29 protein-coding genes and 2 other annotated features are annotated in these 26,089 nt (G+C 43.9%); of the genes, 3 read left to right on the top strand and 26 right to left on the bottom strand.

Annotation, left to right across the window (positions count from 1 at the left end):
- From leuS to DOT_RS18495, 20 genes are all read right to left on the bottom strand, one after another.
- Complete coding sequence (leuS, locus tag DOT_RS18595) at positions 1-2,511, bottom strand: leucine--tRNA ligase (protein WP_009622062.1); 2,511 nt, start codon at positions 2,509-2,511, stop codon at positions 1-3.
- A 40-nt stretch (positions 2,512-2,551) separates the two neighbouring features.
- Positions 2,552-2,750, bottom strand: a binding site (T-box leader).
- A gap of 9 nt (positions 2,751-2,759) precedes the next feature.
- Complete coding sequence (gene rsfS / locus DOT_RS18590) at positions 2,760-3,119, bottom strand: ribosome silencing factor (RefSeq protein WP_009622060.1); 360 nt, start codon at positions 3,117-3,119, stop codon at positions 2,760-2,762.
- Positions 3,094-3,690 carry a bis(5'-nucleosyl)-tetraphosphatase (symmetrical) YqeK gene (yqeK, locus tag DOT_RS18585; RefSeq protein ID WP_009622058.1) on the bottom strand — a complete coding sequence of 199 codons (597 nt, stop codon included), beginning with the start codon at positions 3,688-3,690 and terminating at the stop codon, positions 3,094-3,096. Before yqeK ends, rsfS begins: the two co-directional genes overlap by 26 nt.
- Before the next feature lie 188 nt (positions 3,691-3,878).
- Positions 3,879-4,130: an RNA-binding protein gene (locus DOT_RS18580; protein WP_009622056.1), complete on the bottom strand. Its 252-nt coding sequence runs from the start codon at positions 4,128-4,130 to the stop codon at positions 3,879-3,881.
- Between the two features lie 105 nt (positions 4,131-4,235).
- Positions 4,236-4,877, bottom strand: a complete 642-nt coding sequence (nadD, locus tag DOT_RS18575; protein ID WP_009622054.1) for a nicotinate-nucleotide adenylyltransferase — start codon at positions 4,875-4,877, stop codon at positions 4,236-4,238.
- 135 nt (positions 4,878-5,012) lie between these two features.
- Positions 5,013-6,569, bottom strand: coding sequence for an ABC-F family ATP-binding cassette domain-containing protein (locus tag DOT_RS18570; protein WP_009622052.1), 1,557 nt, complete (start codon positions 6,567-6,569; stop codon positions 5,013-5,015).
- 73 nt (positions 6,570-6,642) lie between these two features.
- Positions 6,643-6,798, bottom strand: coding sequence for a hypothetical protein (locus DOT_RS31130; RefSeq protein ID WP_009622049.1), 156 nt, complete (start codon positions 6,796-6,798; stop codon positions 6,643-6,645).
- A gap of 121 nt (positions 6,799-6,919) precedes the next feature.
- The gene (locus tag DOT_RS18565) at positions 6,920-8,866 is read right to left on the bottom strand and encodes an ABC-F family ATP-binding cassette domain-containing protein (RefSeq protein ID WP_009622047.1); all 1,947 of its coding nucleotides are present in this window, start codon (positions 8,864-8,866) and stop codon (positions 6,920-6,922) included.
- 143 nt (positions 8,867-9,009) lie between these two features.
- A complete protein-coding gene (locus DOT_RS29375) occupies positions 9,010-9,456 on the bottom strand; it encodes a hypothetical protein (RefSeq protein WP_009622043.1) in 447 nt (148 codons plus the stop codon).
- Positions 9,457-9,567: 111 nt separating this feature from the next.
- Positions 9,568-10,545 (bottom strand): 4Fe-4S binding protein, encoded by a 978-nt coding sequence (locus DOT_RS18555; RefSeq protein ID WP_009622038.1) that lies wholly within the window; start codon positions 10,543-10,545, stop codon positions 9,568-9,570.
- Between the two features lie 88 nt (positions 10,546-10,633).
- Positions 10,634-10,927, bottom strand: a complete 294-nt coding sequence (gene yhbY, locus DOT_RS18550) for a ribosome assembly RNA-binding protein YhbY (RefSeq protein ID WP_009622037.1) — start codon at positions 10,925-10,927, stop codon at positions 10,634-10,636.
- Between the two features lie 91 nt (positions 10,928-11,018).
- Positions 11,019-12,218: an ABC transporter permease gene (locus DOT_RS18545; protein ID WP_009622036.1), complete on the bottom strand. Its 1,200-nt coding sequence runs from the start codon at positions 12,216-12,218 to the stop codon at positions 11,019-11,021.
- Positions 12,215-13,252 (bottom strand): efflux RND transporter periplasmic adaptor subunit, encoded by a 1,038-nt coding sequence (locus DOT_RS18540; RefSeq protein WP_040412781.1) that lies wholly within the window; start codon positions 13,250-13,252, stop codon positions 12,215-12,217. Before DOT_RS18540 ends, DOT_RS18545 begins: the two co-directional genes overlap by 4 nt.
- Before the next feature lie 39 nt (positions 13,253-13,291).
- On the bottom strand, positions 13,292-14,560 hold the full coding sequence (gene obgE / locus DOT_RS18535; RefSeq protein ID WP_009622034.1) for a GTPase ObgE: 1,269 nt from the start codon (positions 14,558-14,560) through the stop codon (positions 13,292-13,294).
- Positions 14,561-14,608: 48 nt separating this feature from the next.
- Positions 14,609-15,124 (bottom strand): Spo0B domain-containing protein, encoded by a 516-nt coding sequence (locus tag DOT_RS18530; RefSeq protein ID WP_040412779.1) that lies wholly within the window; start codon positions 15,122-15,124, stop codon positions 14,609-14,611.
- A gap of 191 nt (positions 15,125-15,315) precedes the next feature.
- Entirely contained in the window at positions 15,316-15,621 is a 306-nt protein-coding gene (gene rpmA / locus DOT_RS18525) for a 50S ribosomal protein L27 (RefSeq protein WP_009622032.1), read from the bottom strand.
- A complete protein-coding gene (locus tag DOT_RS18520) occupies positions 15,615-15,953 on the bottom strand; it encodes a ribosomal-processing cysteine protease Prp (RefSeq protein ID WP_040412820.1) in 339 nt (112 codons plus the stop codon). The genes rpmA and DOT_RS18520 overlap by 7 nt, the downstream gene beginning before the upstream one ends.
- A gap of 13 nt (positions 15,954-15,966) precedes the next feature.
- Positions 15,967-16,278: a 50S ribosomal protein L21 gene (gene rplU / locus DOT_RS18515; protein ID WP_009622029.1), complete on the bottom strand. Its 312-nt coding sequence runs from the start codon at positions 16,276-16,278 to the stop codon at positions 15,967-15,969.
- Between the two features lie 13 nt (positions 16,279-16,291).
- Positions 16,292-16,378 (bottom strand) — a sequence feature (ribosomal protein L21 leader region).
- Positions 16,379-16,713: 335 nt separating this feature from the next.
- Complete coding sequence (locus DOT_RS18505) at positions 16,714-17,127, bottom strand: hypothetical protein (protein ID WP_009622025.1); 414 nt, start codon at positions 17,125-17,127, stop codon at positions 16,714-16,716.
- 478 nt (positions 17,128-17,605) lie between these two features.
- Complete coding sequence (locus DOT_RS18495) at positions 17,606-18,538, bottom strand: glycosyltransferase family 2 protein (protein WP_009622023.1); 933 nt, start codon at positions 18,536-18,538, stop codon at positions 17,606-17,608.
- Between the two features lie 206 nt (positions 18,539-18,744).
- Here DOT_RS18495 and DOT_RS18490 point away from each other — a divergent pair, with 206 nt between their 5' ends.
- The gene (locus DOT_RS18490; protein WP_207637055.1) at positions 18,745-20,430 is read left to right on the top strand and encodes a hypothetical protein; all 1,686 of its coding nucleotides are present in this window, start codon (positions 18,745-18,747) and stop codon (positions 20,428-20,430) included.
- Between the two features lie 148 nt (positions 20,431-20,578).
- On the opposite strand, the gene galE is transcribed toward DOT_RS18490, so the two are convergent.
- Together galE and DOT_RS18480 are read right to left on the bottom strand one after the other, a co-directional pair.
- Positions 20,579-21,577 (bottom strand): UDP-glucose 4-epimerase GalE, encoded by a 999-nt coding sequence (gene galE / locus DOT_RS18485; RefSeq protein WP_009622018.1) that lies wholly within the window; start codon positions 21,575-21,577, stop codon positions 20,579-20,581.
- Positions 21,570-22,490 (bottom strand): Rpn family recombination-promoting nuclease/putative transposase, encoded by a 921-nt coding sequence (locus DOT_RS18480; RefSeq protein WP_009622016.1) that lies wholly within the window; start codon positions 22,488-22,490, stop codon positions 21,570-21,572. Before DOT_RS18480 ends, galE begins: the two co-directional genes overlap by 8 nt.
- Positions 22,491-22,744: 254 nt before the next feature.
- Here DOT_RS18480 and DOT_RS18475 point away from each other — a divergent pair, with 254 nt between their 5' ends.
- Together DOT_RS18475 and DOT_RS18470 are read left to right on the top strand one after the other, a co-directional pair.
- The gene (locus tag DOT_RS18475) at positions 22,745-23,086 is read left to right on the top strand and encodes an AbrB/MazE/SpoVT family DNA-binding domain-containing protein (RefSeq protein WP_009622014.1); all 342 of its coding nucleotides are present in this window, start codon (positions 22,745-22,747) and stop codon (positions 23,084-23,086) included.
- Positions 23,086-23,385, top strand: coding sequence for a type II toxin-antitoxin system RelE/ParE family toxin (locus DOT_RS18470; RefSeq protein ID WP_009622012.1), 300 nt, complete (start codon positions 23,086-23,088; stop codon positions 23,383-23,385). The genes DOT_RS18475 and DOT_RS18470 overlap by 1 nt, the downstream gene beginning before the upstream one ends.
- Positions 23,386-23,411: 26 nt before the next feature.
- Here DOT_RS18470 and DOT_RS18465 read toward each other — a convergent pair whose 3' ends face one another.
- The 4 genes from DOT_RS18465 to DOT_RS18450 form a co-directional block, all read right to left on the bottom strand.
- Positions 23,412-23,969 (bottom strand): hypothetical protein, encoded by a 558-nt coding sequence (locus tag DOT_RS18465; RefSeq protein WP_009622010.1) that lies wholly within the window; start codon positions 23,967-23,969, stop codon positions 23,412-23,414.
- Between the two features lie 768 nt (positions 23,970-24,737).
- Positions 24,738-24,983: a type II toxin-antitoxin system HicB family antitoxin gene (locus tag DOT_RS18460; protein WP_009622008.1), complete on the bottom strand. Its 246-nt coding sequence runs from the start codon at positions 24,981-24,983 to the stop codon at positions 24,738-24,740.
- A complete protein-coding gene (locus tag DOT_RS18455) occupies positions 24,983-25,213 on the bottom strand; it encodes a type II toxin-antitoxin system HicA family toxin (RefSeq protein WP_242833865.1) in 231 nt (76 codons plus the stop codon). The genes DOT_RS18460 and DOT_RS18455 overlap by 1 nt, the downstream gene beginning before the upstream one ends.
- Before the next feature lie 302 nt (positions 25,214-25,515).
- The gene (locus DOT_RS18450; RefSeq protein ID WP_009622004.1) at positions 25,516-26,061 is read right to left on the bottom strand and encodes a hypothetical protein; all 546 of its coding nucleotides are present in this window, start codon (positions 26,059-26,061) and stop codon (positions 25,516-25,518) included.
- Positions 26,062-26,089 lie beyond the last annotated feature (28 nt).

Genomic DNA, 26,089 nt, shown 5'->3' with positions numbered 1-26,089 from the left:
TTACAAGTCCCTCACTACTATATTAACCAGCTTACCCGGAACCGTAATCACCTTAACAATCGCTTTCCCACGGGTCCATTCCACCACTTTAGGCGTATCAAGCACCATCTTTTCCAGCTCGGCAGCCGATATATCGGCAGCCACTTGAATCCGATCACGGACCTTGCCATTAACCTGCAGAATTACAGTCACTTCATCTTGAACGAGGGCCGCTTCATCCACTTTAGGCCAAGGCTGTTTATGAATGCTCTCTGTGTGCCCAATTTCCAGCCAAAGCTCTTCCGTGATATGCGGAGCAAACGGGGCCAGGAGAATCAGAATCGCTTCGACCGCCTCTCGTCCGACCGCAGTCACTGCCGTCGGCTGCTCCTTATAGATGTACAAAGCATTAACCCATTCCATGATGGTACTAATTGCCGTGTTAAAGTTAAAGCGCATTCCGATATCTGTCGTCACTCTCTGAATTGCCAAATGTGTGTGGCGACGCATTTCTTTACCAGCTGCATCCAGGTTGCCCCATTCGTCTGCTTGACCTAGCGAAGCTGAAGCTTGGTTATGAGCGTCCTTAATGATCGGCTCATATTGAGCAACTAAACGCCAAATGCGGTTAAGGAACCGATAACACCCTTCAACCCCTTGATCACTCCACTCCAGATCTCTCTCCGGTGGGGCAGCGAACAGGATAAATAATCTTGCCGTGTCTGCCCCATACTTGCCAATAATCACTTCTGGGCTGACAACATTCCCTTTGGATTTGGACATCTTCGAGCCATTCATGCACACCATACCTTGCGTAAGCAAGTTCTGGAAAGGTTCATCCGCTTTCAAATAGCCAAAATCTCGCAATCCTTTCGTAAAGAACCGCGCATACAGTAAGTGAAGAATCGCATGTTCCACTCCACCGACATATTGATCAACATTCATCCACTGATCGACTGCCGCTTGAGAAAAGGGCGCCTCCGTGTTGCGAGGATCTGTATAACGCAGGAAATACCACGAGGAACAAGCGAAAGTATCCATCGTATCCGTCTCACGCCGAGCAATTCCCCCACACTTGGGGCACGTCGTTTCAGTAAACGATGACGATGAGGCCAACGGGTTTTCCCCTGTTTTGAAGACGACATCCGTCGGAAGCATTACGGGCAACTGCTCGTCGGGAACCGGCACTGTTCCACAGGACTCACAATAAACCATCGGAATAGGCGCTCCCCAATAACGTTGCCGAGAAATGAGCCAATCCCTCAAGCGGAAATTAACTTTCCGTTGACCCACGCCGCGGCGCTCCGCTTCATCGGCAATCCGATCCCAACCCTCATCACTGTTTAAACCATCAAAGGAATTCGAATTAACCATGACCCCTTCCCCTGTATAAGCAGCCTCGAGTGGCTGATCTTTCGCTTCCGGAGTACTTCCTGCAGGCACAATAACCGTCTTGATCTCCAGTTGATACTTTGTTGCAAATTCAAAGTCCCGTTCGTCATGCGCCGGCACGCCCATGACCGCGCCTGTTCCATATTCAAGCAAAACATAATTGGCAATCCAAATCGGAACTTTTTCCCCACTTAGAGGATTGAGACAGTGCGCCCCGATGAATAGCCCTTCCTTCTCAGCTTCCGTAGAAGTCCGAGCGATTTCATTAAGGCCATTCATTTTCTCAATAAAAGCCAGCACATCTGCTTCGTATTCCGTTCCGGTTACCAACTCTAAGACAAGCGGATGTTCCGGAGCCAAAACCACATAGCTCACCCCATAAAGAGTGTCAACCCGAGTGGTGTACACCGAAATCTTCTCCGGACGCTCATCCAAGGCGAACTGAACTTCCACCCCTTCAGAACGGCCGATCCAGTTGCGCTGCATTGTTTTAACCTTTTCAGGCCAGCCCGGCATATTATCCAAGTCTTGAAGCAACGTTTCAGCATAATCTGTGATTTTAAAGAACCACTGCTCCAGATTCTTCTTCGTCACAAGGGTGTCACAACGTTCGCACCCTCCATCCACCACTTGCTCATTAGCCAGCACAGTAGCACAAGAAGGACACCAGTTCACAGCAGCTTTTTTCTTATACACCAAACCATGTTTGTAAAACTCTAAGAACAGCCACTGAGTCCATTTATAGTAACCCGGATGACAGGTGGCTATTTCGCGGTCCCAATCATAGGAAAGACCCATTCCTTGCAACTGCAGCTGCATGTTGGCGATATTTTTCCAAGTCCAATCGGCCGGAGGCGTTTGATTCTTAATCGCAGCATTTTCCGCCGGCAAGCCAAAGGAATCCCAGCCAATCGGGTGGAGGACATTAAATCCATTCATCCGTTTAAAGCGCGCAATGACGTCCACGATCGAGTAGTTACGCACATGCCCCATGTGCAAATTTCCCGAAGGATAGGGAAACATAGCCAAGGCATAATACTTTGGCTTTGAGGACTTCTCCTCTGTCTTATAAGCCTTGCTCTCCCCCCAGTATTTCTGCCACTTCGATTCGATCTCCGAAAACGAATACTTCTCTTGCATAAAATCTTTCCCCCTTAAAACAGTAAAAAGCCCCGTCCTCTAAAGGGACGAGAGGCTTGCTCCCGTGGTACCACCCAATTTTAACTATGCTCAAACGATGTTAACGGCTCGCACCGGTGTTCATTGCAACCTGAACACAGCTCCAGGGCGAGTTCCTGAAGTCCCCCCCAACAGCTTTCACCAACCGCTGTCTCTCTGAATGAGGATTCCTTAGTACTACTCCCTATCGTTGCATTTGCGTGTTTGGTTTAAATTCCGCTAGTACTGAATGAAACAGCCTCCGCATCTTTCCAAAGACGTTCAAGCTGGTAAAATTCACGTTGTTCAGGAGTCATCACGTGAATGACTAAATCGCCCGCACAATCCATCAAAACCCATTTGGCAGCCGGCAGCCCTTCAAGATGAGCAACCGGAATTCCGATCTCTGGCAACTTTTCCTCCAGATGATTCGTGATCGCTTTAACCTGCGTCGTCGTATTCCCGGTCACAATCAAACAATAATCTGTGACCATCGAAATACTCGTTAAATTCAAAAGAGAAATGTCTCCGCCTTTTTTGTCTTCGACAATACCAACAATTTCTTTAAGCTTTTTTTGATCCAGTTCCAATAGTTTGCCTCCTTTGTAAATCCTCATAAGTCAATTGAGATAAGGGATGAATCGGGTGGTTGCCTTCTTTCAAGTATATTAAAGTGCCTTTGACACATTCTAATGTACCCTTTTCTAAATCATCATACAGGGATTGTCGCAACTTGTCCACTTTTGGAAAGTCACGATTGGGTTCGGTTAAATCAGCACTGTAAATAAGCATCTCCATTGGCGACATTCCTGGCCTTCCTAACGTATGATTCGCAACCGCCGCCAAGATCTCTGTATCGTCTACCCTATAATAATGCTCCAACCAATAAGCAGCAAGAGGCCCATGCAAAATATGTGGGTTTTGTTCATCTTCAGGATAATTAAGCAAATTCCACTGACGAGCTAAACTTAACTGATCCTTTATCGAAATTCCTTTTGCCAAATCGTGTGCTAACCCTGCACAACGAGCTTTGACCGGATCTAAACCATGGTGTCTGGCTAAATCTTCAGCCCAATCAGCAACACCTAACGTATGCTTCAGACGCTCGCCAGAAAGAACACGAGCTGCTAAAACAGACACCTCTTCAACTCGTAAAATCAAGTCTTTCCCGCCCCTCTTTTATCTTTATCTTACTCTAGGATTTTTAATCTCTCTACACTCTATATTAAACATTTACTAGCGCGAATAAACCCATTTCTGAATTTGTGTCAAAAACCACAAATTCCTCTAAAGCATAAGAGAGACCCCCACAAGCATGTCAGGAGGCCTCCCTTACAGTCCGCAGGGTATTACATTTGTTTTGGCTTAGCTTCATTCACGGTTAAAGGGCGTCCACCAAAATCTTTTCCATTAAGTTCTACAGCCATGCGTTCTGCATCCGCTTCTTCGACTTCGATAAAGCCAAATCCTCGTGAGCGGCCAGTTTCACGGTCGGTAATAATCCGACTGCTTTCTACCTGCCCATATTCGCTAAAGAATTGACCGAGTTCGTCCGCTGTAGTATTCCACGGGAGATTTCCGACATAAAGTGTTGTTGTCATAGCAATACCCACCTCTTTGAATTGATTCATTGATCGCTTTTAGTATGATCAAATCCAAATAGAGTATGCGAACTAAGACATAAAAACACGAAATCATGTATCGTATCAGGCATTTTCTTCAGTAATATAAAGCCCATGTTGTTGAATAAAGAGACGAACTGACTCCGGCAAAAGGTAACGAATAGGTTGTCCATGTCGGACCCGCGCCCGTATATCCGTTGAGGAGATTGCTAAAGCCGGAACTTCTAAATAATGAATCCTGCCCTTAGTTTCCGGATGCTCTTTTTGAACTTTCAAAAGAAAATCGCTCGCATCAAACCCAGGACGTGCGGCACCGATAAATTGAATCATCGTCAAGATTTCTTCAGCTTCACGCCAGGAAAAAATCTCCAGAAGAGCATCCGTACCCGTAATGAAATAAAGTTCATAATCCGGCCAGGTGCGACGCAAAATGCGTAACGTTTCCACAGTATAGGATAGGCCTTTTCTCTCAATCTCCAGAGCAGAAAGATCAAACTCCGGATTATCTTTAATAGCCAGTCCAGCCATCTCATAACGTAAATTTGCAGCAGAGACGTCCCGACTATTTTTATGAGGTGGCGTCCCACTAGGAATAAATAACACCTTACTTAGATTAAACTCACCACGCGCCATTTCCGCAGCAACAAGATGACCATTATGGATCGGATCAAATGTTCCGCCCATGATGCCTAATCTATTAACTTTTCTCTTTAGAGCATTACTCATGATTCTCTTCTCCAGCTAAAGCTACTTAACTTCAACATTATTACCGACGGCTTTTCTAATTTCTTCTTAGGCTCTTAAACATACCATTTTCTCTTACATGTATTATGCCATAGTATGCCAGAAGTGTATACCGAGTTACACGATCTTCGTCGTCCACTCCTCCAGATTCCACACATCGGTTACCCAATCTTCGTAAAATTCCGGTTCGTGGGAAACAACAAGCACCGTCCCTCGATAATCCGTAATTGCTTTCTTAAGCTCTTCCTTAGCATCCACGTCTAAATGATTCGTTGGCTCATCGAGGACTAACCAATTAACATCTTTCAGCATGAGCTTGCAAAGCCGAACTTTAGCGTTCTCTCCGCCACTTAAGACCATCATCTTACTGGAGATGTGTTCTTTAGTCAGACCGCAGCGTGCCAGGGCTCCGCGCACTTCAGCATTCGTGAGCCCGGGATATTCACCCCAAACCTCATCTAACGCCGTCTTCTCATTTTTGCGACTGGATTCTTGCTCGAAATAACCAGGAGCGAGAAAATCCCCCAGCTCTACTTCACCGGAAACCGGGGGAATAAACCCCAACAACGTCTTGAGCAAGGTGGATTTACCTAAGCCGTTGACTCCCCGGATAGCAACCTTTTGTCCTCGTTCGAGGGTCAAATTTAGAGGACGCGTCAACGGTTCATCATAACCCAGCACAATATCTCTAGCCAGAAAAATCAGTTTACTCGGTGTCCGCGCTTCTTTAAATTTGAATTTTGGTTGGATTTTCTCTCTCGGCCGCTCCAGCAGATCCATTTTTTCCAACTGCTTCTGACGGCTCTTGGCCCGCCCAGTCGTCGAAATCCGGGCTTTGTTGCGAGCAATAAAGTCTTCTAAGCGATCGACTTCTTTTTGCTGCTTGTCATAAGCTTTAATCTCCTGGATTTTTCGAATTTCCAAAAGCTCCGTGAATTGTTCGTAGTTTCCGGTATAACGTGTCAAACCAGCGTTTTCTACATGATAAATGACATTAATGACGCTATTCAAAAAGGTGATATCGTGAGAAACGAGAATAAACGCATTTTCATACTGATTAAGGTAACGCTTCAACCACTCAATATGCTCGACATCCAAAAAGTTCGTCGGCTCATCAAGAATTAGAATGCTGGGATTTTGGAGCAAGAGTTTCGTGAGTAAAACTTTCGTGCGCTGACCCCCGCTCAAATCCTCAACATCTTTCTCTAAACCAATTTCCCCAAGCCCCAGTCCATTAGCAATCTCCTCGATTTTGGCATCAATCATATAAAAGCCATTGTGTTCCAAGATACTCTGAATCTCTCCGACATCTTCCAAGAGTTTGTTCATTTCGCTTTCCGAGACGCTGCCCATTCGGTTATACATCTCCAAAGTCTCAGCTTCCAAATCAAACATCCCTTGAAACGCTTCTTTGAGAACGTCGCGAATCGTTTTTCCTTTGGTCAAAATTGTATGTTGGTCTAAATAACCGACCGTTACCCGGTTTGACCACTCAACATTCCCTTTATCAGGCATCAACTTGCCCGTAATGATATCGAGAAAAGTTGATTTGCCCTCTCCATTAGCCCCCACCAGGCCAACGTGTTCCCCTTTTAATAAACGAAAGCTCACGTCCTCTAAAATTTTACGCCCACCAAAGCCATGGCTGACATTTTCCACATTTAAAATGCTCATCTGACTAAACTTCTCCCCTTATTGCAACTTAATAGATTGTGTTGGATGAATCAATGTTTAACAACTAAAGATATTATTTGTCAAACATTCCGCCGACTTTGCGACGTTTAGTGCCCTTCCGCTTCTCCCCAATCTTTTGCGTAGCTTTAATGGGTCCACCTTGTTGGGCACTCTTCAGCTTTTTTTCTTCGACCAATCGTTTCATCTGCTCAAGCATCTTCTCATCCATATTAATGATCCTCCAATTATTATAAGGCTAAACTAGCTTTCGTGTAACACGTTACATAGTTCGAAATGCGTATTATACGTCTGTATTTCGTGATTCGTATTTCGTGCCTCGCACCTCGCACCTATCCCTTGTTTTGGGCTATTTTTTCGGCCAGTTCATTCAAATACGTCCAACGTTCCAGCATATCATCCAGTTTCTTTTCCAGGTCTTGTTGGATAGCAACTAACTCAGTTAGCTTGCCAAAATCGCTACCCATCTCATTCATCTGTTGACTGTTTTTTTGCAAGTCCTCTTCCGTCTGCTCGATTTGAGCCTCAATTTGCGCAAAGTCCTGCTGCTCTTTATAGGTCATCTTCAGAGGGCGTTCTTTCTTTCTCGACGCTTCTTCCTTGGCCGCTGAGGTACCCTGGCCTTTTAAAGCTTTAGCCAAAGAATCCAGATGGGTCGCCTGCGCGGCCTCCTGCTCAGCCGCATAAACTTGTTCTCGATAGTCCGAGTAATTGCCTACATAGGACCGAATGGCCCCCTCGCCTTGGAAAGCAAAGATCTTATCTGTCACCCGGTCGAGGAAATACCGATCATGGGAAACAGCAATCACCGCACCTGGAAATTCATCCAGATAGCCTTCTAAAATAGTCAAGGTCTGAATATCCAAATCATTGGTCGGCTCATCTAATAAGAGGACATTCGGAGCACCCATCAGAATCCGCAAAAGGTAAAGCCTACGTTTTTCTCCACCGGAAAGCTTAGCGATCTGCGTCCATTGAGCAGCCGGCGGAAATAAAAACCGCTCCAACATTTGCGATGCCGTCAAAAATCCACCATCAGCGGTAGGAATCACTTCAGCCACCGCTTTAAGCTCATCAATCACGCGAATATCGGGATTCAAATAGGTATTTTCCTGGGCAAAATATCCGATATTGACCGTAGACCCGAGTTCTATGCTCCCGCCATCCGGCGTCAGACGACCAGCGATCAAGTTTAACAAAGTGGACTTACCACTCCCGTTGGGACCAATAATCCCTATCCGATCATTCCTTAAGAGAATATAATCGAAATCTTTAATCACCACACCCCGGTCAGGAAACGCTTTCTGGACATGCGAACATTCCATAATTTTCTTTCCCAAACGAGATGCTCCCGCCGTGATTTCAATCCGATCTGTCCCGGCCGTGGGCTTATCCGCAGCCAACTTTTCAAAGCGCTCGATCCTAGCCTTCTGCTTAGTCGTCCGGGCTCTAGCACCCCTGCGCATCCAGGCCAGTTCATTGCGAAAGAGATTTAGGCGTTTCCTCTCGGTTGCCTCGACTTGCTCTTCCCGCTCCGCTTTTAATTCCAAGAAACGACTATAATTTCCGGGGTAGGGATAAAGTTTCCCCTGATCTAACTCTAACACTCGACCAACAACACGGTCGAGAAAATAACGATCATGCGTTACCATAACCAAAGCACCTTTGCGTCGATTCAAGTATTGTTCTAACCAATCCACCGTATCATTATCAATGTGGTTCGTTGGCTCATCAAGGATCAGTATATCCGCCGGATTAATAAGCGCACTCGCCAGGGCCACCCGTTTGCGCTGTCCGCCGGACAGGGTCCCAATTAGAGTATCGAATTTGGAAATGCCGAGCTTACTTAGAATCGCTTTCGCCTCGTTTTCTAACTGCCAAGCGTCCAGCTCATCCATCTGTTGCCCTAGAGTGATCAACGTTTGTTGCAACTTAGACTGTTCCGGGTCATCATTCAGCTTTTCTAAAGCCATTTCATACTCCCGCAACAATTGCATTACCGGAGAATTCCCTTTAAAGACTTGTTGTAAGACCGTGGCTGTATCTTCGAAATCTGGATTTTGGGGGAGGTAATCGAGCTGCACACTGTTTCCCATCGTCACTTTCCCTTGATCCGGCCATTCAACACCCGCCAAAATCTTGAGCAAAGTGGACTTACCCGTCCCATTAACCCCAATAATTCCTATCTTTTCCCCTTCGTCAATCCCAAAGGAAATATCAGCAAAAAGTAGTTTTTCGCCATAACTTTTCGTCAAATTCTCAGCCGTTAAGATGTTCATCGTTATTCCTCTTCTCCTTAGCAAAAGCTGTAGAACATCTTATTATATCATGTTTCAGTAAAGGTTGCCCAAACAAAAGTCCCATAACTTGTGCCTATTGGCACAGCTATGGGACGAGAACACGCTCATCACAAAGATTTAAGCTAGGAAACCTCTTCATCGCCCAATCCTTTCAAAATTTCATGAGCTCCACGACGTAGAGCCCCAACTATTTTAGCCGACTCCATTTTCAATTGATCTCTCTCGATTACAGAAACTGAGCTCTTTTCTTCCAAAGCCTTCATCCGTAGATGACTTTCTTCTCTGCTCTTAAGCATTAGATACATCTCGTCTTGACGAGCACCAAAAGCAACCATTGCTTGTTTCAGTAACTTCATCTCCGTCTTCAATGAAGTGGAGTCTGTCTTCAATTCCGCGACGTCTGTCTTCAGTTCCGCGACGTCCGTCTTTAATCCCGCGACGTCTGTCTTCAATCCCGCAACGTCTGTCTTCAATCCCGCAACGTCTGTCTTCAATCCTGCAACGTCTGTCTTCATGGTTTCAAGTATTCCGAGGACTTTTCCAAACATTTCCCGTGTTTCTTGGTCCATGCCTTACTCCTCTCTAGGTGAATCACGAACCTCTCTATATGCCACTATTTTACAGGAAGAGAGAAAGTTTGTCCATCCACCTCAAGAATTAAAAGCAGCCAATTAAACCCTTCAACACGAAATCATCATGATGGCCTTATTTGGGCAAGCATCAACACAGAGCCCACATCCCCAACATTTTTCCGGGTCAAACTCGACTTTTCTCCGAACCTGACTGTTAACCTCAACGTCACTCTCTCCCTTAAAAAATGCTGAAAAATTACAGCGTTTAGTGCAAGCCCCACAATGCGTACACTTAACTTCATCCTGTAGGGCAACATATTGAATCACTGGAAATACGCCCTTGCTGCCCTTTTCTTGAGCCAGACGCGTCGGATAACAACAACATGAACAACAATTACACATATAGGTCGCACCGCTCGTCCTCCAGTCGCTGTTCACCTGATGCATCAGCCCCTTTTTATGGGCTACCTTGACCAATTCTAGTGCTTCATCCTTGGTTAGCTCCCTACCCTGGGTCCGATCTGTTATTGAGTCGTCAAAACTTAAACAAGTTTCCGTCGGCCGACCGCAGTGACCCGCTACCTTACGGCAATTACAAGGAACAACACGAATTTTGCTAACCGAGTTAAACAATTCCTCCAGATTCTCTATCAGTTCAAACGTTTCCGGAGCTCTCTCCACTGCTTCTTTCTTCTGAAGTTGATCCAGATAGGGCTTCATCCTCTCTGCATAGACCTCATAACACCATTGCTCCAGAGCCCGCAGCAGTTCCCTATCTAAAGTCTGATACTGCTCATCAAATTTGCACAGATAATCCAAGCGCTCATAGAAATCAGCCGTAAAATAAACGGCTTCCCCCTGACGCTTCTCTTTATTGAGGACTGCCTTGGCATAGCTGCTTTCCAGCAAATCGAAGGCTTGGCTTGGTGAGCATTTCAACTCGGTAGCAATTTCAGAGACTGAACGTTTTTGTCCGTTCAGCCGGACCACTAAGTCCATTTCAGCCTCAGACACAAAAAAAGACATTTGAGGAGTAATAAAGTCTGGGACGCCGAATAAGACAGCAAACCTTTCAATCAAAGACATTAAAATCCTGCCTTTCACTTTTTAAGAGTCAAAAAGCTCAACCAACCGATACCGCAGCTGTTCCCACGCTCAAGCGACAACTTGAAATCTACCTCGGTAATTCAATCAGCGGCTTATTCTTCGATTGTCTAAACAATAAGAAATTACGCCCAATCACTTGCACAAGTTCGGCTCCAGTCTGTTCAGCCAGTTCGGCAGCCACAGTTTTCGGTTCTTCCAAACAATTTTGTAAAACTCGACCCTTGATCAGCTCGCGGGCTTCTATGGCCTCGTCCGCTTGAGTGACCACCGTCTCCACGATTCCGCCCTTACCCACTTGCAGAATGGGAACCATTTCATTCCCCATGGCTCTTAAAAAACGTTTTTGCTTACCTGTTAACACGGATATCTGCCCCCTATACTTTCATAGCCTTTGCAGGTCACAATTATACTTTTTTTAAAAAATTTAAATTGAAATTTAGATTTTAAACAATTTACTCATATCTCAAAGCCGCCATTGGTTCGAGTTTGGCCGCCTTTAACGCAGGATAAAAACCGAAGAATAATCCGACACCAATGGAAAAAGAAAAGGCCAATACAATCGCCCAGCCCGACAAAAGAGGAGGCCAACTTAGGAGATGGGCTACCAATAACGCGCTCCCAACCCCCACGGCAATGCCCAGCATTCCCCCGACGAGAGATAAAACAATCGCTTCCAATAAAAATTGGGTCAAAATATCCTTCTCTTTAGCCCCCACGGCTTTACGCAGCCCGATTTCCCGAGTGCGTTCGGTCACAGAAACCAACATCATATTCATAATGCCAATTCCCCCTACAAATAGGGAGATTCCAGCCACCAAACCAATGATGCTGGTTAGAATGCGCGTAATTTTATTGGCCGATTGAACCAATTGCTGCACATTATAAGCCTCATACTGATCCGTTGTCCCGTGACGCACGTTCAAGATGCGTTGGGCACTAGAGATGGTGTTATCCAAATCAGACTCCAGGTAGGTCGCACCTTCCAGCTGGTCGACACGTGTGGACTGGAAAATATCCGACCAGGTTCCCCAAGGCACATAGGCATAAGAATTCTGAGGCCCAACATCAAACTGGGCGAAGGATGAGGTATCCTTCGCTAAGACCCCGATCACCCGACAAGGCACATTTTGGATAATGACCTGCTGCCCTAGCGGATTTCCCGCGCCAAATAAACTGTCCGTGATCGTCGAATCAATCACAACCACGCGACGATCGGCCGAAAATTCCTCAGCCGAGAAAAAACGCCCTTTGGCAATCTCCCTATGGCGCAGCTCCGCGAAATCCGGAGTCGTTCCGACGATCATGGCCGAGGAATGCTTTTGGTTGACCTCCAAGGTCGTATATTCAATACTCGCTGGAAGCAGCGTTTTGACTTGGGTCAGGGCCCGTCTTAAGCTTTCTCCGTCTTGAACCGTTAAGCGATCGCCTTCAGCCTGTCCAGTCTGCCCGACCGATTTCGTGTACAGCACAAACAAATTAACGCCGCTTTTCTCCATCTCTTGCATGATCGCCGCCTTACCGCCCAGACCAATGGTCACAACAGCAATGACCGCAGCAATCCCGATGATAATGCCCAGCATCGTTAATCCGGAGCGCAGCTTATTCGTGCGCAGACTAAAGAGGGCACCGCGCAGCCCTTCGAGTAGGCTCATGTCCCGCCACTCTCCGTATCCGGCGTCACCCGCTGCCCCGGCTCAAGATCGTTGGAAGGATTTAGCACTACCAAATCTCCGGCTTTTAAGCCGGAAGTAATTTCCTGATGCGTGTCATTGCCAATACCGACCTTCACTTCAGTCTTCAGCAGTCGTCTCTCTTTAATCTGGTAAACATAGTTTTTGCTTCCCTCTTGAAAAAGAGCTTCTTGAGGGACCGCTAATACGCCTGCTTTAGTCGCCGCTATGATTTGGATTGACACAGTAAAACCAGGCTTCAGACCGGCAGGCACTTGATCTAAACGAATCGTCACGCTCACCGTTGGCGAGACATTACCCTGGGCACTTAGTTGAGAAACCGCCTCCGGAGCAATCTCGGCAATAGTGCCCTGCACTGATGTATTTCCCAACACCTTACTGGTAACCGTCACCTTCTGGCCCAATTTCACCTTCCCGGCATCCACTTCATTAAGTTGCGCCTCAACATTCATCTGGGCCAGATTAGCCACAATAACCAGCGGCTGTTGGACGGGAGAAGTATTTCCTTCCTGGGCATTAACCTCCAGAACGGTCCCAGCCAGCGTGGCCTTATAAATCTGCAGTCCCTGCTGCACTTGGGCAACCTTAAGAGCCTCTTGAGCCTGTTTTAAAGCCGCTTTACTTTGCGCCAACAGGCTGGGCAGGGCTGCATCGACATTCGTTTGCGCCGCTTCAACATTCGCCCTCGCTTGAGCTACTTGAGCATCTTCGAGGGTTGTATCCAGGCTGACCAGAGTCTGCCCCACTTTAACTGAATCCCCGACCTGCACCGCTACCTTAGCAACACGCCCCGGGTTTAAGGCGACAACCTCCTGGCGGAATACGGGCACAACGCTCCCCGTGGCATAAACATCTTCTTGCATCGAGATTGGCGCTACCGCCCCAGCCTTAACCTGCAGTGGGCCCTGAACTTTCCCCCAAGCCCACCAGCCACCCAAGCCTAATACAAGAATCACCAGCACTGCCCCAATTCCCCACCAGAGAAGTTTTTTCACACCCGTTACCCCCAAACGCCCAAAATTCTGATCATCCTCCTACTCCCAGTCAAACCTGACGCCCGCGATCTCCACTTTATCCCCTGCTTGAATCCCTTCAGCTTTTAGGGCGTCATCGATGCCCATAGCTTTTAAGATATTTTGCAAACGATAGACACCCGCTTCGCTCTCAAAGAACGTCATCTTCACATGTTTCTCGATTTCTTTCCCGGAGACAATAAATAGATCCTCTTCTTTAGAGATCTCAAACCGCTTATCCGACTGCACCTTCGTGACCAAGTGTTCAGCAGGCAGGTTGAAAATCTCCGGTGCCGGGATATCCGGTAAGAGCTGAGCAATACGATAAATCAAGGCTTGTAAGCCTTCCCCCGTCGCTGCGGAAACTGCGAAAATCTCCTGCTGATCGTCGACCGCTTCTTTGAGACGCTGCAAATGTTCCTCAGCACCGGGAATATCGATCTTGTTGCCCACAATGATTACGGGTCGCAGAGCCAGCTCCGGACTATATTGCCGCAGTTCATCTTGAATAATCCGTAAATCCTCCAGCGGATCTCGTTCTTCCGAACCAGAAATATCCAGAACGTGCAGAATTAAGCGAGTCCGCTCGGTGTGGCGTAAAAATTCGTGCCCCAAACCAGCCCCCGTATGGGCGCCCTCGATCAGCCCCGGAATATCGGCCATCACAAAACTCTGCCCATCCTCCAGCTCGACCACGCCCAAATTAGGAATTAGGGTTGTAAAGTGATAGTCGGCAATCTTCGGCTTGGCCGCTGAGACTTTAGAAATAAGCGTCGATTTCCCCACATTCGGGAAACCTACCAGCCCCACGTCAGCCAGCAGCTTTAACTCTAAACGCAGCCAGCGTTCCACACCAGGTTCCCCATTTTCCGCTAAGGTAGGGGCTTTATTCGTATTACTCATAAAACGAGCATTACCTCTGCCACCCCGTCCACCGGCAGCAACAACAACTCGTTGTCCATGCTCCGTTATATCCGCAATGAGTTCACCGCTCTCATCATCTAAGACGACTGTTCCCACAGGAATACGAAGTACAGAAGCTTCTCCACTCCTGCCGGTCATATTCTTGGCCAGTCCATGGTCCCCTCGGTCGCCCTTGTAATGCCGTTTATAACGGAAATCCACGAGAGTTCTTAGGCCCTCATCGCCAACAAAAACAATATCCCCTCCGCGTCCGCCGTCTCCACCGCTTGGTCCGCCTTCAGGAACGTATTTCTCTCGACGAAACGCCACAGCACCCGCCCCGCCATCTCCACCTTTAACATAAATCCTTGCCCGATCGTAAAACATTAACATACTTGATTCTCCTTAATTGTCACGCTCTCGAAACCACATTAACTATTTGGGATTTATAATAAACTTAGCCATTTTATCCAAGAGAACATTTTCCTCATCCAATAAGATAAACTGACAAGATAATCCTCCTGGTTCATCGTACAAAAACACTTCCGCATCCAGCTTTCCCAACTGCCTAAACTGGGCAGACAATTCCAGACATTCTCTAGTGTACCCGTATAAGGCTTCTCCATATTCCTCTCGCCAATGATCTTGCCAAAAATCTTCCTGTTTCATCCCCTCAGGAAAATCAATCGTCGCCGTAATATCTTCCCGCCTCAGACGGATAAGAAAACCCAGCAAACTCGCTGCTAGTTGCGGTTCTGGTATTTGCGCTATTTTTTGCTCTTCTTGAGGTTCAGCGATCATCTCCCGCATGTAGGCCAGAGCCTTCTCGGGCTGATTAAGTTGTAAATTTCCCATGATCACCTGCCAGTGATTCAGAAAATCATGCCTCTGTAGACGATACCACTCAAGCAGTTCGGACAATAAAACGTGTTCAACCTCTGACATATGCATCGATTTCCTCTCACTTTAAAACTTCATTCGCACCCCAGGTCCCCACTACTCCAAGCGGGAAATCCTCCTCTGCTTTGGTCAGAGCAGAAACCTCCTGCGCTGTGAATGCTCCTTTTAGGATAGGCGACCTCGCTTATGTACATATACACGAATAAACCCCTGGGAAAACCCAGGGGTGAATCAGAAATAGCTTATTGGGCTACAGCCACCGGTGTTGTACGCTCAGAATAAATACTAACTTGTTTGTGAGTCCGATCTTTATGCTCGAATTTCACATAGCCATCAATCAGCGCAAATAAGGTATCATCTTTACCCAGACCACAGTTTTTAGCGGGATGAAACTTCGTTCCGCGTTGACGTACGATAATCGTACCCGCGGTTACAAATTGGCCGTCGCCACGTTTCACACCCAAACGTTGAGCGTTGCTATCACGACCATTTCGTGAGCTACCAACCCCCTTTTTATGGGCAAAAAGTTGCAGGTTCATTTTTAGCATGGAGTCCACCTCCTTCGATCTATGAATATATAATCTTGACCATAAGTCATTTGTATTTGTTCAATGCCTAACGTCATAGTTTGCAAGATCCACTGAGCGCTTTCCAGTTCTTGCTCCTTAATCTCCAGAAGTTCACAGGTGAGATGTCCATCTTCCTCTTGAACTCTCGGGGCTACCGACAAGAAATGTTCCAACCCATTGACGGTTGCAATGCTCAGAGCAGAAACACCCGCGCAGACGATATCTGAGCCTTCTTCTGCAAACCCGGCATGTCCTGACAGCTCGAATTCGCGAATCCGCCCTTGTTCATCTGCCCAAACTATGAAACGTATACCATCTAGCTTCTTACGCTTGGAGCGCTTCGACAACAACTTTTGTGTAGGGTTGACGATGTCCTTGCTTGCGTCGATAGTTCTTTTTGGACTTGAATTTGAAGACAATAACCTTCTCCCCTTTGCCGTGCTCTATGACTTTAAGCACTGCTGTAGCACCAGCCACAACTGGGGTTCCAACTTTAACCACACCGTCATTTTCCACGAGGAGAACCTTATCAATCGTTACGGCATCTCCGACGTTAGCGTCCAACTTTTCAACGTAAACTACGTCACCTTGTTGAACTTTGAACTGTTTACCACCGGTTTCAATCACTGCGTACATTTTTATTACACCTCCCATGCCCTAGACTCGCCATTGCAGGTCGGTTTTTTATAAAGCAAAAAACCTGTTGAACACCTGATTCGAGCGGTTGCGGTGAGAAGTCACCACATTTAAATATTTTAGCATTTAGCGACTTCATTTGTCAAATAAAGTTTCAGTTCAATGGGATAAGCTCGTTCAATTTGCTAAGCTCATAGTAATACCTAAGTATCATAATAAGTTAAATTTATAATATTCGGACAGAACAGCAGGCAGGAATAACCTTACCAGGCCAAGAATATTGTATTCCATAAACTGTAAGGAGTGAGATAGTATGCCATGGAAACAATTCAAAAAGTCCACTCGTTTACCCACACGTCAAGACATCCTTATTATTACTGGTTCATTGATCATCGGACTGATTGCCATTGCTTTCTTCGCCCTACGTTCTTGACCCTACTTCTTACGCGGCGAAGCACGCAGATGAGCCAACAACTTCTTTAAGTAATAAACAATAATTACCCAGCCCACGTAAATTAAAAACGCAACCAGAAAACCCCAGAGGCCCTCTAAAATATCTTGAAATTCCATATGGCCACGACCCGTTATTTTCTGCTCAATCTCAATAGCAAACACAATAACAACGAGGACCGTAAATGTATAAATAAACGAGATCGCCGTCAGGCTATAGCGGATAAGATACTGGAATAACTTGTGTACAAGTAGAAAAAGAACGATTCCCAAGAATCCTATGACTAGGAAATGGAGCTGTTTATCGCTAAGATTCAGACCCATGTAATGAGTCGATAGGATTAATTTGTCGTGGAAATAGTTCACAATGCCGGTTATGACTTTTAACGCGCTATTCAAATCTAACCTCCTCGCGCAAGGGAAGCAATCAGCTCTTAGATTTATACCCCTCCGGATTGTTTTTATGCCACTACTAGGCTATTTAAAAATTATCTTACGGTAAAGAACAAAATTCCACATCGTTATCAGAACCATCGTTAATAACTTTGCAAATACTTCAACGAACCCCGACCTAACCATTAATCTGATCGCATTAGTACTGAAAGCCAGGTTCAAAAGGAATAGAGTAAGATATAAAATAGAACTGCGATTTAATTTTGAACTAGTAGCAAATGACCAACCTCTATTTACAAAAAAATTGAACAGTGTGGCAATGATAACAGCCATTATATTAGATAGTGTAAGATTAAGAGATAATATTCTCAAAAAGTAAAAAATCAGAAGTTCAATGGTGGCAGAAGATATACCAACTAATAAGTACCTAGTAAATTGTCTTTGTATATTGTGTTCTTTTAGATTAACCGGATCATCCAGCTCTTTATTCATCATTAAGCTCTTTTCCTAACATCGTTGAAATTAAATACCTGGGCCTGTGCTTTACTTCATCGTAAATTTTCGAAAGATAAACACCAATGATCCCCAAACTAATCATGATGAGACTGCCAACCCCTAGAATAAGAATGATAACCGTCGTAAAACCAGTCGATGCTTTACCAGTGTACTTCATAAACATTGTTTGTGTCACTAAAACAACATCAACAATAAGCAAAACTGTGCCTAAACAAGTTACCAAATGAAGAGGCAGCGCAGAGAATGAGGTAATTGAATGAATGGCAAGTTTTATTAGATTGGCTTTCGACCATTTCGTGGTCCCATTAACTCGTTCTTGAACATTAAAAGGTACTTGAATTCGATTAAAGCCCAGCCACGCAGACATGCCTCTAAAGAATGTAATAGATTCATTCATTTGCTTCCAGGAATCGACTACTTTGCGATCTAAGAGTTTAAAGTCCGATGCACTGTTCAAGTTGATTCCTGTTGTCTTTCTAAAAAACTTATAAAACGTTAATGCCGCAAACTTTCCAGCTAGAGATTCTTTTCCTCTGTGAGATTTAACGCCTTCAACAACATCATAGCACTCGTCGCGCCAAAGGCGTATCATTTCGGGAATCATCTCGGGCGGGTGCTGTAAATCAGAATCAAGTATTAAGCAGGCATCACCTAATGAATTTTCCAAACCAGCACATATAGCCGCTTCTTTGCCAAAATTTCGACTCAATTTAATGATCAAAACATTGGCATAGTCTCTGCTCAATCGTTGCATCTCACTCCAAGAATTATCTGACGAGCCATCGTTCACCAGGACAATTTGATGTTCAGTTTTATTTCGTGCTAAGATAGAAATTACCTTAACGACGTTAGAATATATTTGATTTCCTTCATTATAGACAGGCATGATAACTGAAATCAACAGAAACTCCTCCCAGATATTGGAATGTTTAATTAGATTATAACATATTCCTAATTTAATTACTCTTTTAATCACTTGAAAATTCATGTTCTGACTTAAGATCAATTTGCAGGATCTTTACTTAATTTGACAAATATCCAAAAATATGCTTAATATTAAAAAATAACGGGCCATATATAAAGGGTGATTTTGTGTTTAAAGGCATAGTGGGAAAATTAAGGAACAAAAAATATCAAGTGTTTTGCTTACTCCTGATAGTTATGCTGTTAATTCATCAGCACATCTTCCTTTACGCTGATGATCTATATTACAGTAGAGATGCATCCTATGGTCTGAGCAATCTACCTAATTTTATGCTGGGCCAATTAAATGGTAATGGCCGAGTCTGGATCGGAACCATGATGCTCGTTATCTTGAAGTACAATATCTATGTTTTTAGGCTTTTTAACCCATTAGTCATTACGCTAACAGCCATCCTAATTGCCAAAATTAGTACTTCTTATCCTGAAGATCACAATTCTAGAATTAAGGATGAAATTGTGGTTGCTAGTCTTTGCTCAAGTCTTTTTTTTATCTTCCTACCTATACAAATAGCCAATACTACAATATATTATGCGGCCTGCGCCTTCAATTACCTTTACCCAACTGCCCTCGTGCTACTGTACGGATACACCCTTCATAATCACTATGTAAAAATGCCGAATCCTAAAACGAATTATTGGATTCTATTGCTTGCTTTTTTGGTTGGATCATCAACGCAACAAGTTGGCGCGATGGGCATTGGCTATATGGTTTTGATTCCGGCGTACTTTAAAATTTCTCGAAAGAAAAATATCTTACAAAGTCTAGTTCCCTACTATTTGGCTCTATTCGGTGGGTATAGTATTGTAACCTACGGCTCAATTAAACGAATGTTATTTGAAAGACAGACCGGTCACGTCGTGAATTTGAAAGATGTTGCCTCAGGACTATTAAAAACCAATATCTTTTCAATTCCTGCCTCAGGCTACGTACTAATTATTTGCTTATGTTGCCTAGTTTGGCTTTATAGCTTTAGAAATCAAGATTTCAAGAAAATTGCCTTTTTATGGCATAGTCTGCTTATCGCAGCTTTAACCATAGGTATTTTAGGTTACATCTATGTTGTTCTGTATAAGAAATATCCTATTCATTTATTTTCAGGGGGGACTCCCAATACACTATTGAGTCTTTGTCTGATAGTCTTTGCAGCTGTTTATTTAATTAGCATTGTTTATATAGCCTTGCTGATTTTAATTAACCAACGTTATCCATTCTTGTTTTATAATAGTATCAATGCTATAGGTGCCCAACTGATGCTCTTTGTTGCTGATGCAAGGTTTGCCGAAGCTTATAAAATCATGTTCCCGTCACTCTTATTGATGAGTATTTTTATAGTTTACTCCTTTATCAACTTTTATCGGTACAAAGTATTTCTATTACTTTCCATGATTGTGATCCTTTTAAGTCTAACCCATTTGGGAAAATTAACACTCAACCCCCTTATTGATCATGCCAATAATCCCCCTATTTATCAACTTGCCCTTGTTATTATAGGTGTGTCCTTATTTATGATAATTGGATATTATAAGCAGCGGACTCTTAAAGATCTTGTCGTCATAACTATAATCATGTTAGGATTATTTAATTTGGGAACCGAATATAATGGCTATAAACAGGCATCCTATGCCCAGGATTTTAACTTAGACACTATCAGTCGATATCATTTAAATCATAATCCAAATGAATTAATCCTTAAAAAAACTCCGGGAACTATCTATGGCTACAATGTAAGCAATTGGAATAGGATGCCTTATTTTATGAAGCAGTGCTATAGAATACCTGAAGAAATGTCAATTCGATATATCGATTAATTCTTAAAAGGCCCTATCTCCATAGGTATGCAACAAGACGCCCCTTATCTGGAATTCGAGATAAGGGGCGTCTTGCCGTTTACTTTTGACTGAGCGCAACGGAACTGTGACCAATGAAAGTCCTTCCGCCGCATAGAAAAGCCTATATTCAACTGATCGATTCATACCCCTCTGGATTGTTTTTATGCCACTTCCAAGCGGAGGAAATAATTGTTTCCAAATCACTGTACTTGGCCTTCAACCCGAAGGCCTTTTCTATTTTGTCCACCTTAGCAACGAGCACATCGGGATCTCCCGAACGTCTTGCTGCTTCAACCACCGGAATGTCGATTCCTGTGACCCGTTTCGCGATATTAATTACCTCTCGTACCGAAAACCCTTGACCCGTCCCAACATTAAATATTCCACTCTCCAGCTGTTGATCCAGAGCTTTAAGAGCTAAGATATGTGCCTCTGCCAAATCTAACACATGAATGTAATCCCGAATACAAGTCCCATCCGGAGTGTTGTAATCCGTCCCGAAGACCTGAATGGCCTCTCGCTGCCCGAGCGCAGTCTTTAAGACTAAAGGAATCAAGTGGGTTTCTGGGAAATGCTCCTCACCGATCACCCCATCGAGCGCTGCCCCCGCTGCATTAAAGTAACGTAAGACAACCCATTTTAGGCCGTAGGCCTTTTCCAGCCAGCGAAACGACTCCTCAATCATCAGTTTTGATAATCCATAGGGATTGATCGGCATTGTCGGTGATTCCTCTGGAATGGGGATGGTCTCAGGAAGCCCGTATACCGCCGCAGTCGAAGAAAAGACGATTTTATTAACTCCTAACTGCAGCAGATTGGCGACAAAGAGATTGGTTTTGGCCGTATTTTCATAAAAGTAAAGATCCGGCTTAGTCATCGATTCACCCACCAAGCTGCGCGCCGCAAAGTGAATCACCGCCTCCACCCCTTGGGATTCTACAATAGTCCTGACCAACTCTGCATCACAGATATCCCCCTGATAGAAAGGAACCTCTGCGGGGACTGCTTTTCTATGCCCCGTTACTATGCTATCCAGGACAACAACTTGTGCTCCTTTTTCGCGTAACACTCGAACAGTGTGACTGCCAATATAACCTGCTCCGCCTGTAACTAAAATACTACTCATGGTTTCTCCTTCCAGGTTGTGATTGTTGATGATCGCTTTGTAATTTTAGAATCTCTTCAAAGGGAAGTCCTGTTATTTCTGCGACGAGTTCGACTGCTAACCCTTTCTTTAAAGCCGATTTGGCCGTCATTATTCGGCCTTCTTCTCTGCCTTCTTCCCTACCTTCCTCTCTAGCAGCATCCAATATCCCCAACTCCTGTCCAAGATAGGCAAGATAGTCGTCATATCCCCGTCGTTCTTCCTCGCTCATCATGAGATAATCCAGCTTCTTGGCTGCTAACAGGATGCCTGGTGACTTAAAGTCCTCACGTATTGCACCATGCTTAAAGAAATACACCCATTCATCAATAGCCTCATTAATCATATCCTCAAACTTTTCCACATAAATCATATAGTATTCTGGGAAGACGTTTTTACTGGTAACTACGGGCGTTTCTTTGTGTTTTGCCTTAGACTCGTGAAGAATAAGCGGTTTCTTCGTATGCATTCCAATGAGCTCTGTTGTACCGTAATAGATAAAATCTGTATTCTCTTGCTCATCCACCCGCATGGTATGATACAAGATACTAATCGATATAACCTTCACAACTTCGTTATAGCCCGTCCCAAGCTCCAAACCTTCCACAACTGCTTTTGAGGTACCCCAAAGCAATCGTTGCAGGTAATCTGCCTCACGTTGATTTTGTATTTCTATGATGATTTGTTTCCCTTGGGAATCTTTACACTTTAAGTCGACTCGGTTGAATTTCCTATTTTCAGCTTCCTGGTTGCTTTCGCTTTCTAAAATATTCTCTATAACTATCGACTCTTTCAACAGGTTAGAAATAAACGCTTCCAGTACGTCAAAATTAGCTTTGTTACGGAGTATATATTTTATAGCCCAGTCAAATCGCACAAGTTTTTTAATGACCATAGCTCTCCATCTCCTTTCCATAGCACTACAGTTAGATTTTACCATTAAAAGAGTGATTATTCCACCTCATCTTACCCAATAATCCTATGACTAAGAGATGGAGCTGTTTAGGTTTGAACCTAATCGCATTCTTGAACCTTCTTTGTTTCTTTGATATCATTGATTCAAAGAAAATTTGAATACTTGACATTTGATTTGTATATATTAAAGGGGGAAGGGTAATGTCTCAGGCCGTTCGAAGGGGAGGTAATCCAATGCTCAAAAAACGTATATCAGTATCTCAAAAACGTCAAATAACCATCCCAATAGAGTTTTATAATGAAGTGGGGATTGAAAAAGAGGTAGAGTGTTATATCCGAAATAACACCATTGTGATACGCCCTGTACGTGAGAGCGGCGGTGAGTTTGATGAACAAATCTTAGCTGACTTGATCTCCCTAGGCTTATCCGGCGAAGAGTTGCTTACCAAATTTAAAGAAACACGGAAGAAGATTCGTCCCGCAGTTGAAGGGCTAATTACAGAAGCAGAGCTTGCGGCCAAAGGTCAAAACAATTATTCCACCTATGATGATGTTTTTGGCACGGAGGAGAATTGATGAGGCCTAAGCTCGTCATTTTACCTCCCGCTGCTCACTTCCTAAAAAAGCTCAAAGAAAAACAGCTTAAGGATCTTTTCAGAAAAACAGTAGACGAAATTCTTATTGATCCTTACATTGGTGAATCTAAAAGCGGGGACCTATCTGGTATTTTTTGCTGTGATATATATTACAATAAAACCAGTTATGAGCTCGCTTATACGATTGTAGAAACGCCAACTGAAACTATCGTAATTGTTCTTGCTGGCACCCGTGAGAACTTCTATGAAGAACTAAAACGATATATGAAAACTCTCTAGAATAATTGATTGATCGGCCTTCATTTCTACGCTTGTTTTCTGGCTTCTTCGAAACCCAAACCATTCAATAGACGGTGGTGCAGTTGTTTTAACGTATTGTTGAGAGCTTCGCCGTTTAATATAACGGGAACGACATAATCTCCCTTGTAGAAAAGCTTAGAACCGACAGGTTGGATTGCCTTACCAGTTGCCATGTGTAGAAGTCGAAAAAGCTTTGGCTCGATAAGAGCTATGCCGTACTTAATGTCCTCATTCATAAAATAATCAAAAACGAGAAGAATCAGTTTGCCAAAGTCAGGTGTCCTTCGGTACTCTTTAAGTATGGCCATTTTATCTACCTCGACAACGTTTCCTATTTTTAAGTCAGCACATAATTGAAAAAAGGGAAAGACTTGATTAATTGGGCTTTGCTTGTTATAACTTTTAAATTCTACAGTACCAGACGGTTTGTATCCAGAATAAATTATAAATTTTGTTGAATCGTCGGAATGCTCTCCTTCAGTTTCGTAACCCTTTTCCTTCCAGACCGTTGTCCAAATGGAATTAAAAATCCGTAGTTCCTTTTCATCTGTTACCTTGTACATTTTCAAATTCCTCCTATTAATTCAGATTCAAGAAAAAGCCGTAATTATACGCCTTACTAATTAACCTACCGTTTTAAAAAATAAAACCACATATAACACAGTTATACGTACCAGTTGCGTTCTGATATGCAAAATTTGGTAAATTATTTAAAAAGAGACATGCCAATTGTTAACTAATTGGCATGTCTCTAGTAACCATTATTAAGATTTTCGTAATCAATATGCGATTATCGCATATTGTGGAATAGTGCCCGGGGTGAATACAATGTACCAACGTTTAAGGGATTTGCGAGAGGACTGTGATACGAAAGCGGTGCCCTTGATATTCCTAGCACCTCACTTATTAAACTTGCCGAATTCTATATAACCAGTATCGACTATCTTGTGGGACTGACCAATAATAAAAAACCCTATCGTTAATTAAGAATTACTCTTAAAGATCTCCGTACTCCGTATAGATAACTGTGTGAGCAAAGTGAGTACGGGATCCCAAGAAGGATGAGCGCCTGGGTGTAGGTCAAATTCGTCACCGGTGACGAATTTATAGTGAGCCAAATATCAATTACTCCATACTATTTCATAAAGTACTGTTGAATTTTCCGATATAACAGAGGTTCCAGGAACCTGCCGTAACTGGCCACCGGGAGACGTTATGCGAGTACTCAGCCCCGTAAGTTATTTGACATTGTCGACCCCGAGGGATTTGACAATATCCGGGAAGATCGAGTAGCCGGGATCTCACGACCCCAAGCCCTCACAGAACCCCGATCATGCCAGGTTCGACCCACCCCCGATTGCTTGGTAAATAATTGGGCGGTATCGTGGTTCTGGGATTAACAGCCCTTCTGCTCTAGCCGCATCAAGCCATGCCTTTTTGGCTTCTTGCAGCTCCTTCAACGCCTCTTCGGGTGTAATTCCAAAGGCCGAGCAGCCTTTTAGGTCAGGAATATCTGCTATATACCCATTATCATCTTCACTGTAGAATATATTTACGTGGTAATCCATTACATCCATCATTCTCCCATCCTTAGATTATTCAGCTCTACAAGTTTCAATAGCTGCCTTATTTGATAAGGCTTGGCCATACCATTGACATTTTGAAGATTGATTAACTCCCGTACCTCTGGATGGACAAAAATATGATGACTACCATTAATTCGGGCTAGCCGGAATCCATATGCCTGCGTAAGTGCAACTATCTCTTCAAATCTGATGTTTTTGGAACCAGATAGAATACGTTCCAATATCCGCCGAGCGTTCAATCAAAAACACCGTCCCCCCCTCGCTAAAACACATCCATTTCTTGGTATATCATATCATGTCAGTTGCCTCATATCAATCAGACCATTTTGCGGTCTAATCGATTTTCCAAATTCAATGCGCCTCTGCTACAAAAGCATTTAGCGGCTTCAATATACGATAGAAAAAGCGACCCCTAATAAATATCGAATTATTGAAGAAATGGAAGTTTCCAAATCACTGTACCGACCCCCGGAGAGGATCTTCGAAGGCCTTTTCCGACCCGAGCATTGATTTTAATCGTTATTTAATCCCCTTTTTTTGAATAGGGTAATAAGCTCTTAAGAACCTCAACAACTTTATCCGTTCCTAGCTTCAACTCGAAATGAAACTCTGAAGTACTAGAGTTTTTTTCTTGGATCCTTTTACGATCAACTTTTAGATGAGGCTGAAGTATGGCCACAGCAACAGCATAAATTATGGGAATGAGCTGAGCAGTTGAGGGAATGTCCAGGAGCAATGTGTCCTCAATAAATCCCTTTTTAGAAGCTTCAATAATAGAAGCTTCTATTTTCTCTCGATACTCAGGAAAACTTTCAGTAATGCCTATTAGAAAATCAGCAGCAAGTTCCTTTATGGCTCTGAATTCCCCGTAATTTTTGTCTTCAACGTTACTTTCTAAACAGAAATCTTCCAATAAGGCGCGATCTTTTTCTAGTTTACGTTTTATGTCCTTGGGGGTGATAAGGAGTTCTCTTTCAGGTTCCAGCATCTCAAACAGATTGACATAAACATCCTTGAGCTGCAGTAAGTTCAATTGTGAAATTTTATCTGCTAAAGATTGTACTTCCATTACTATGTATCTTCCTTTCTTGTTAGGT

Origin of the sequence: Desulfosporosinus sp. OT (assembly GCF_000224515.1) — a bacterium.
Lineage (GTDB): Bacteria > Bacillota > Desulfitobacteriia > Desulfitobacteriales > Desulfitobacteriaceae > Desulfosporosinus.
This window is presented reverse-complemented; position numbering and strand designations above follow the sequence as displayed.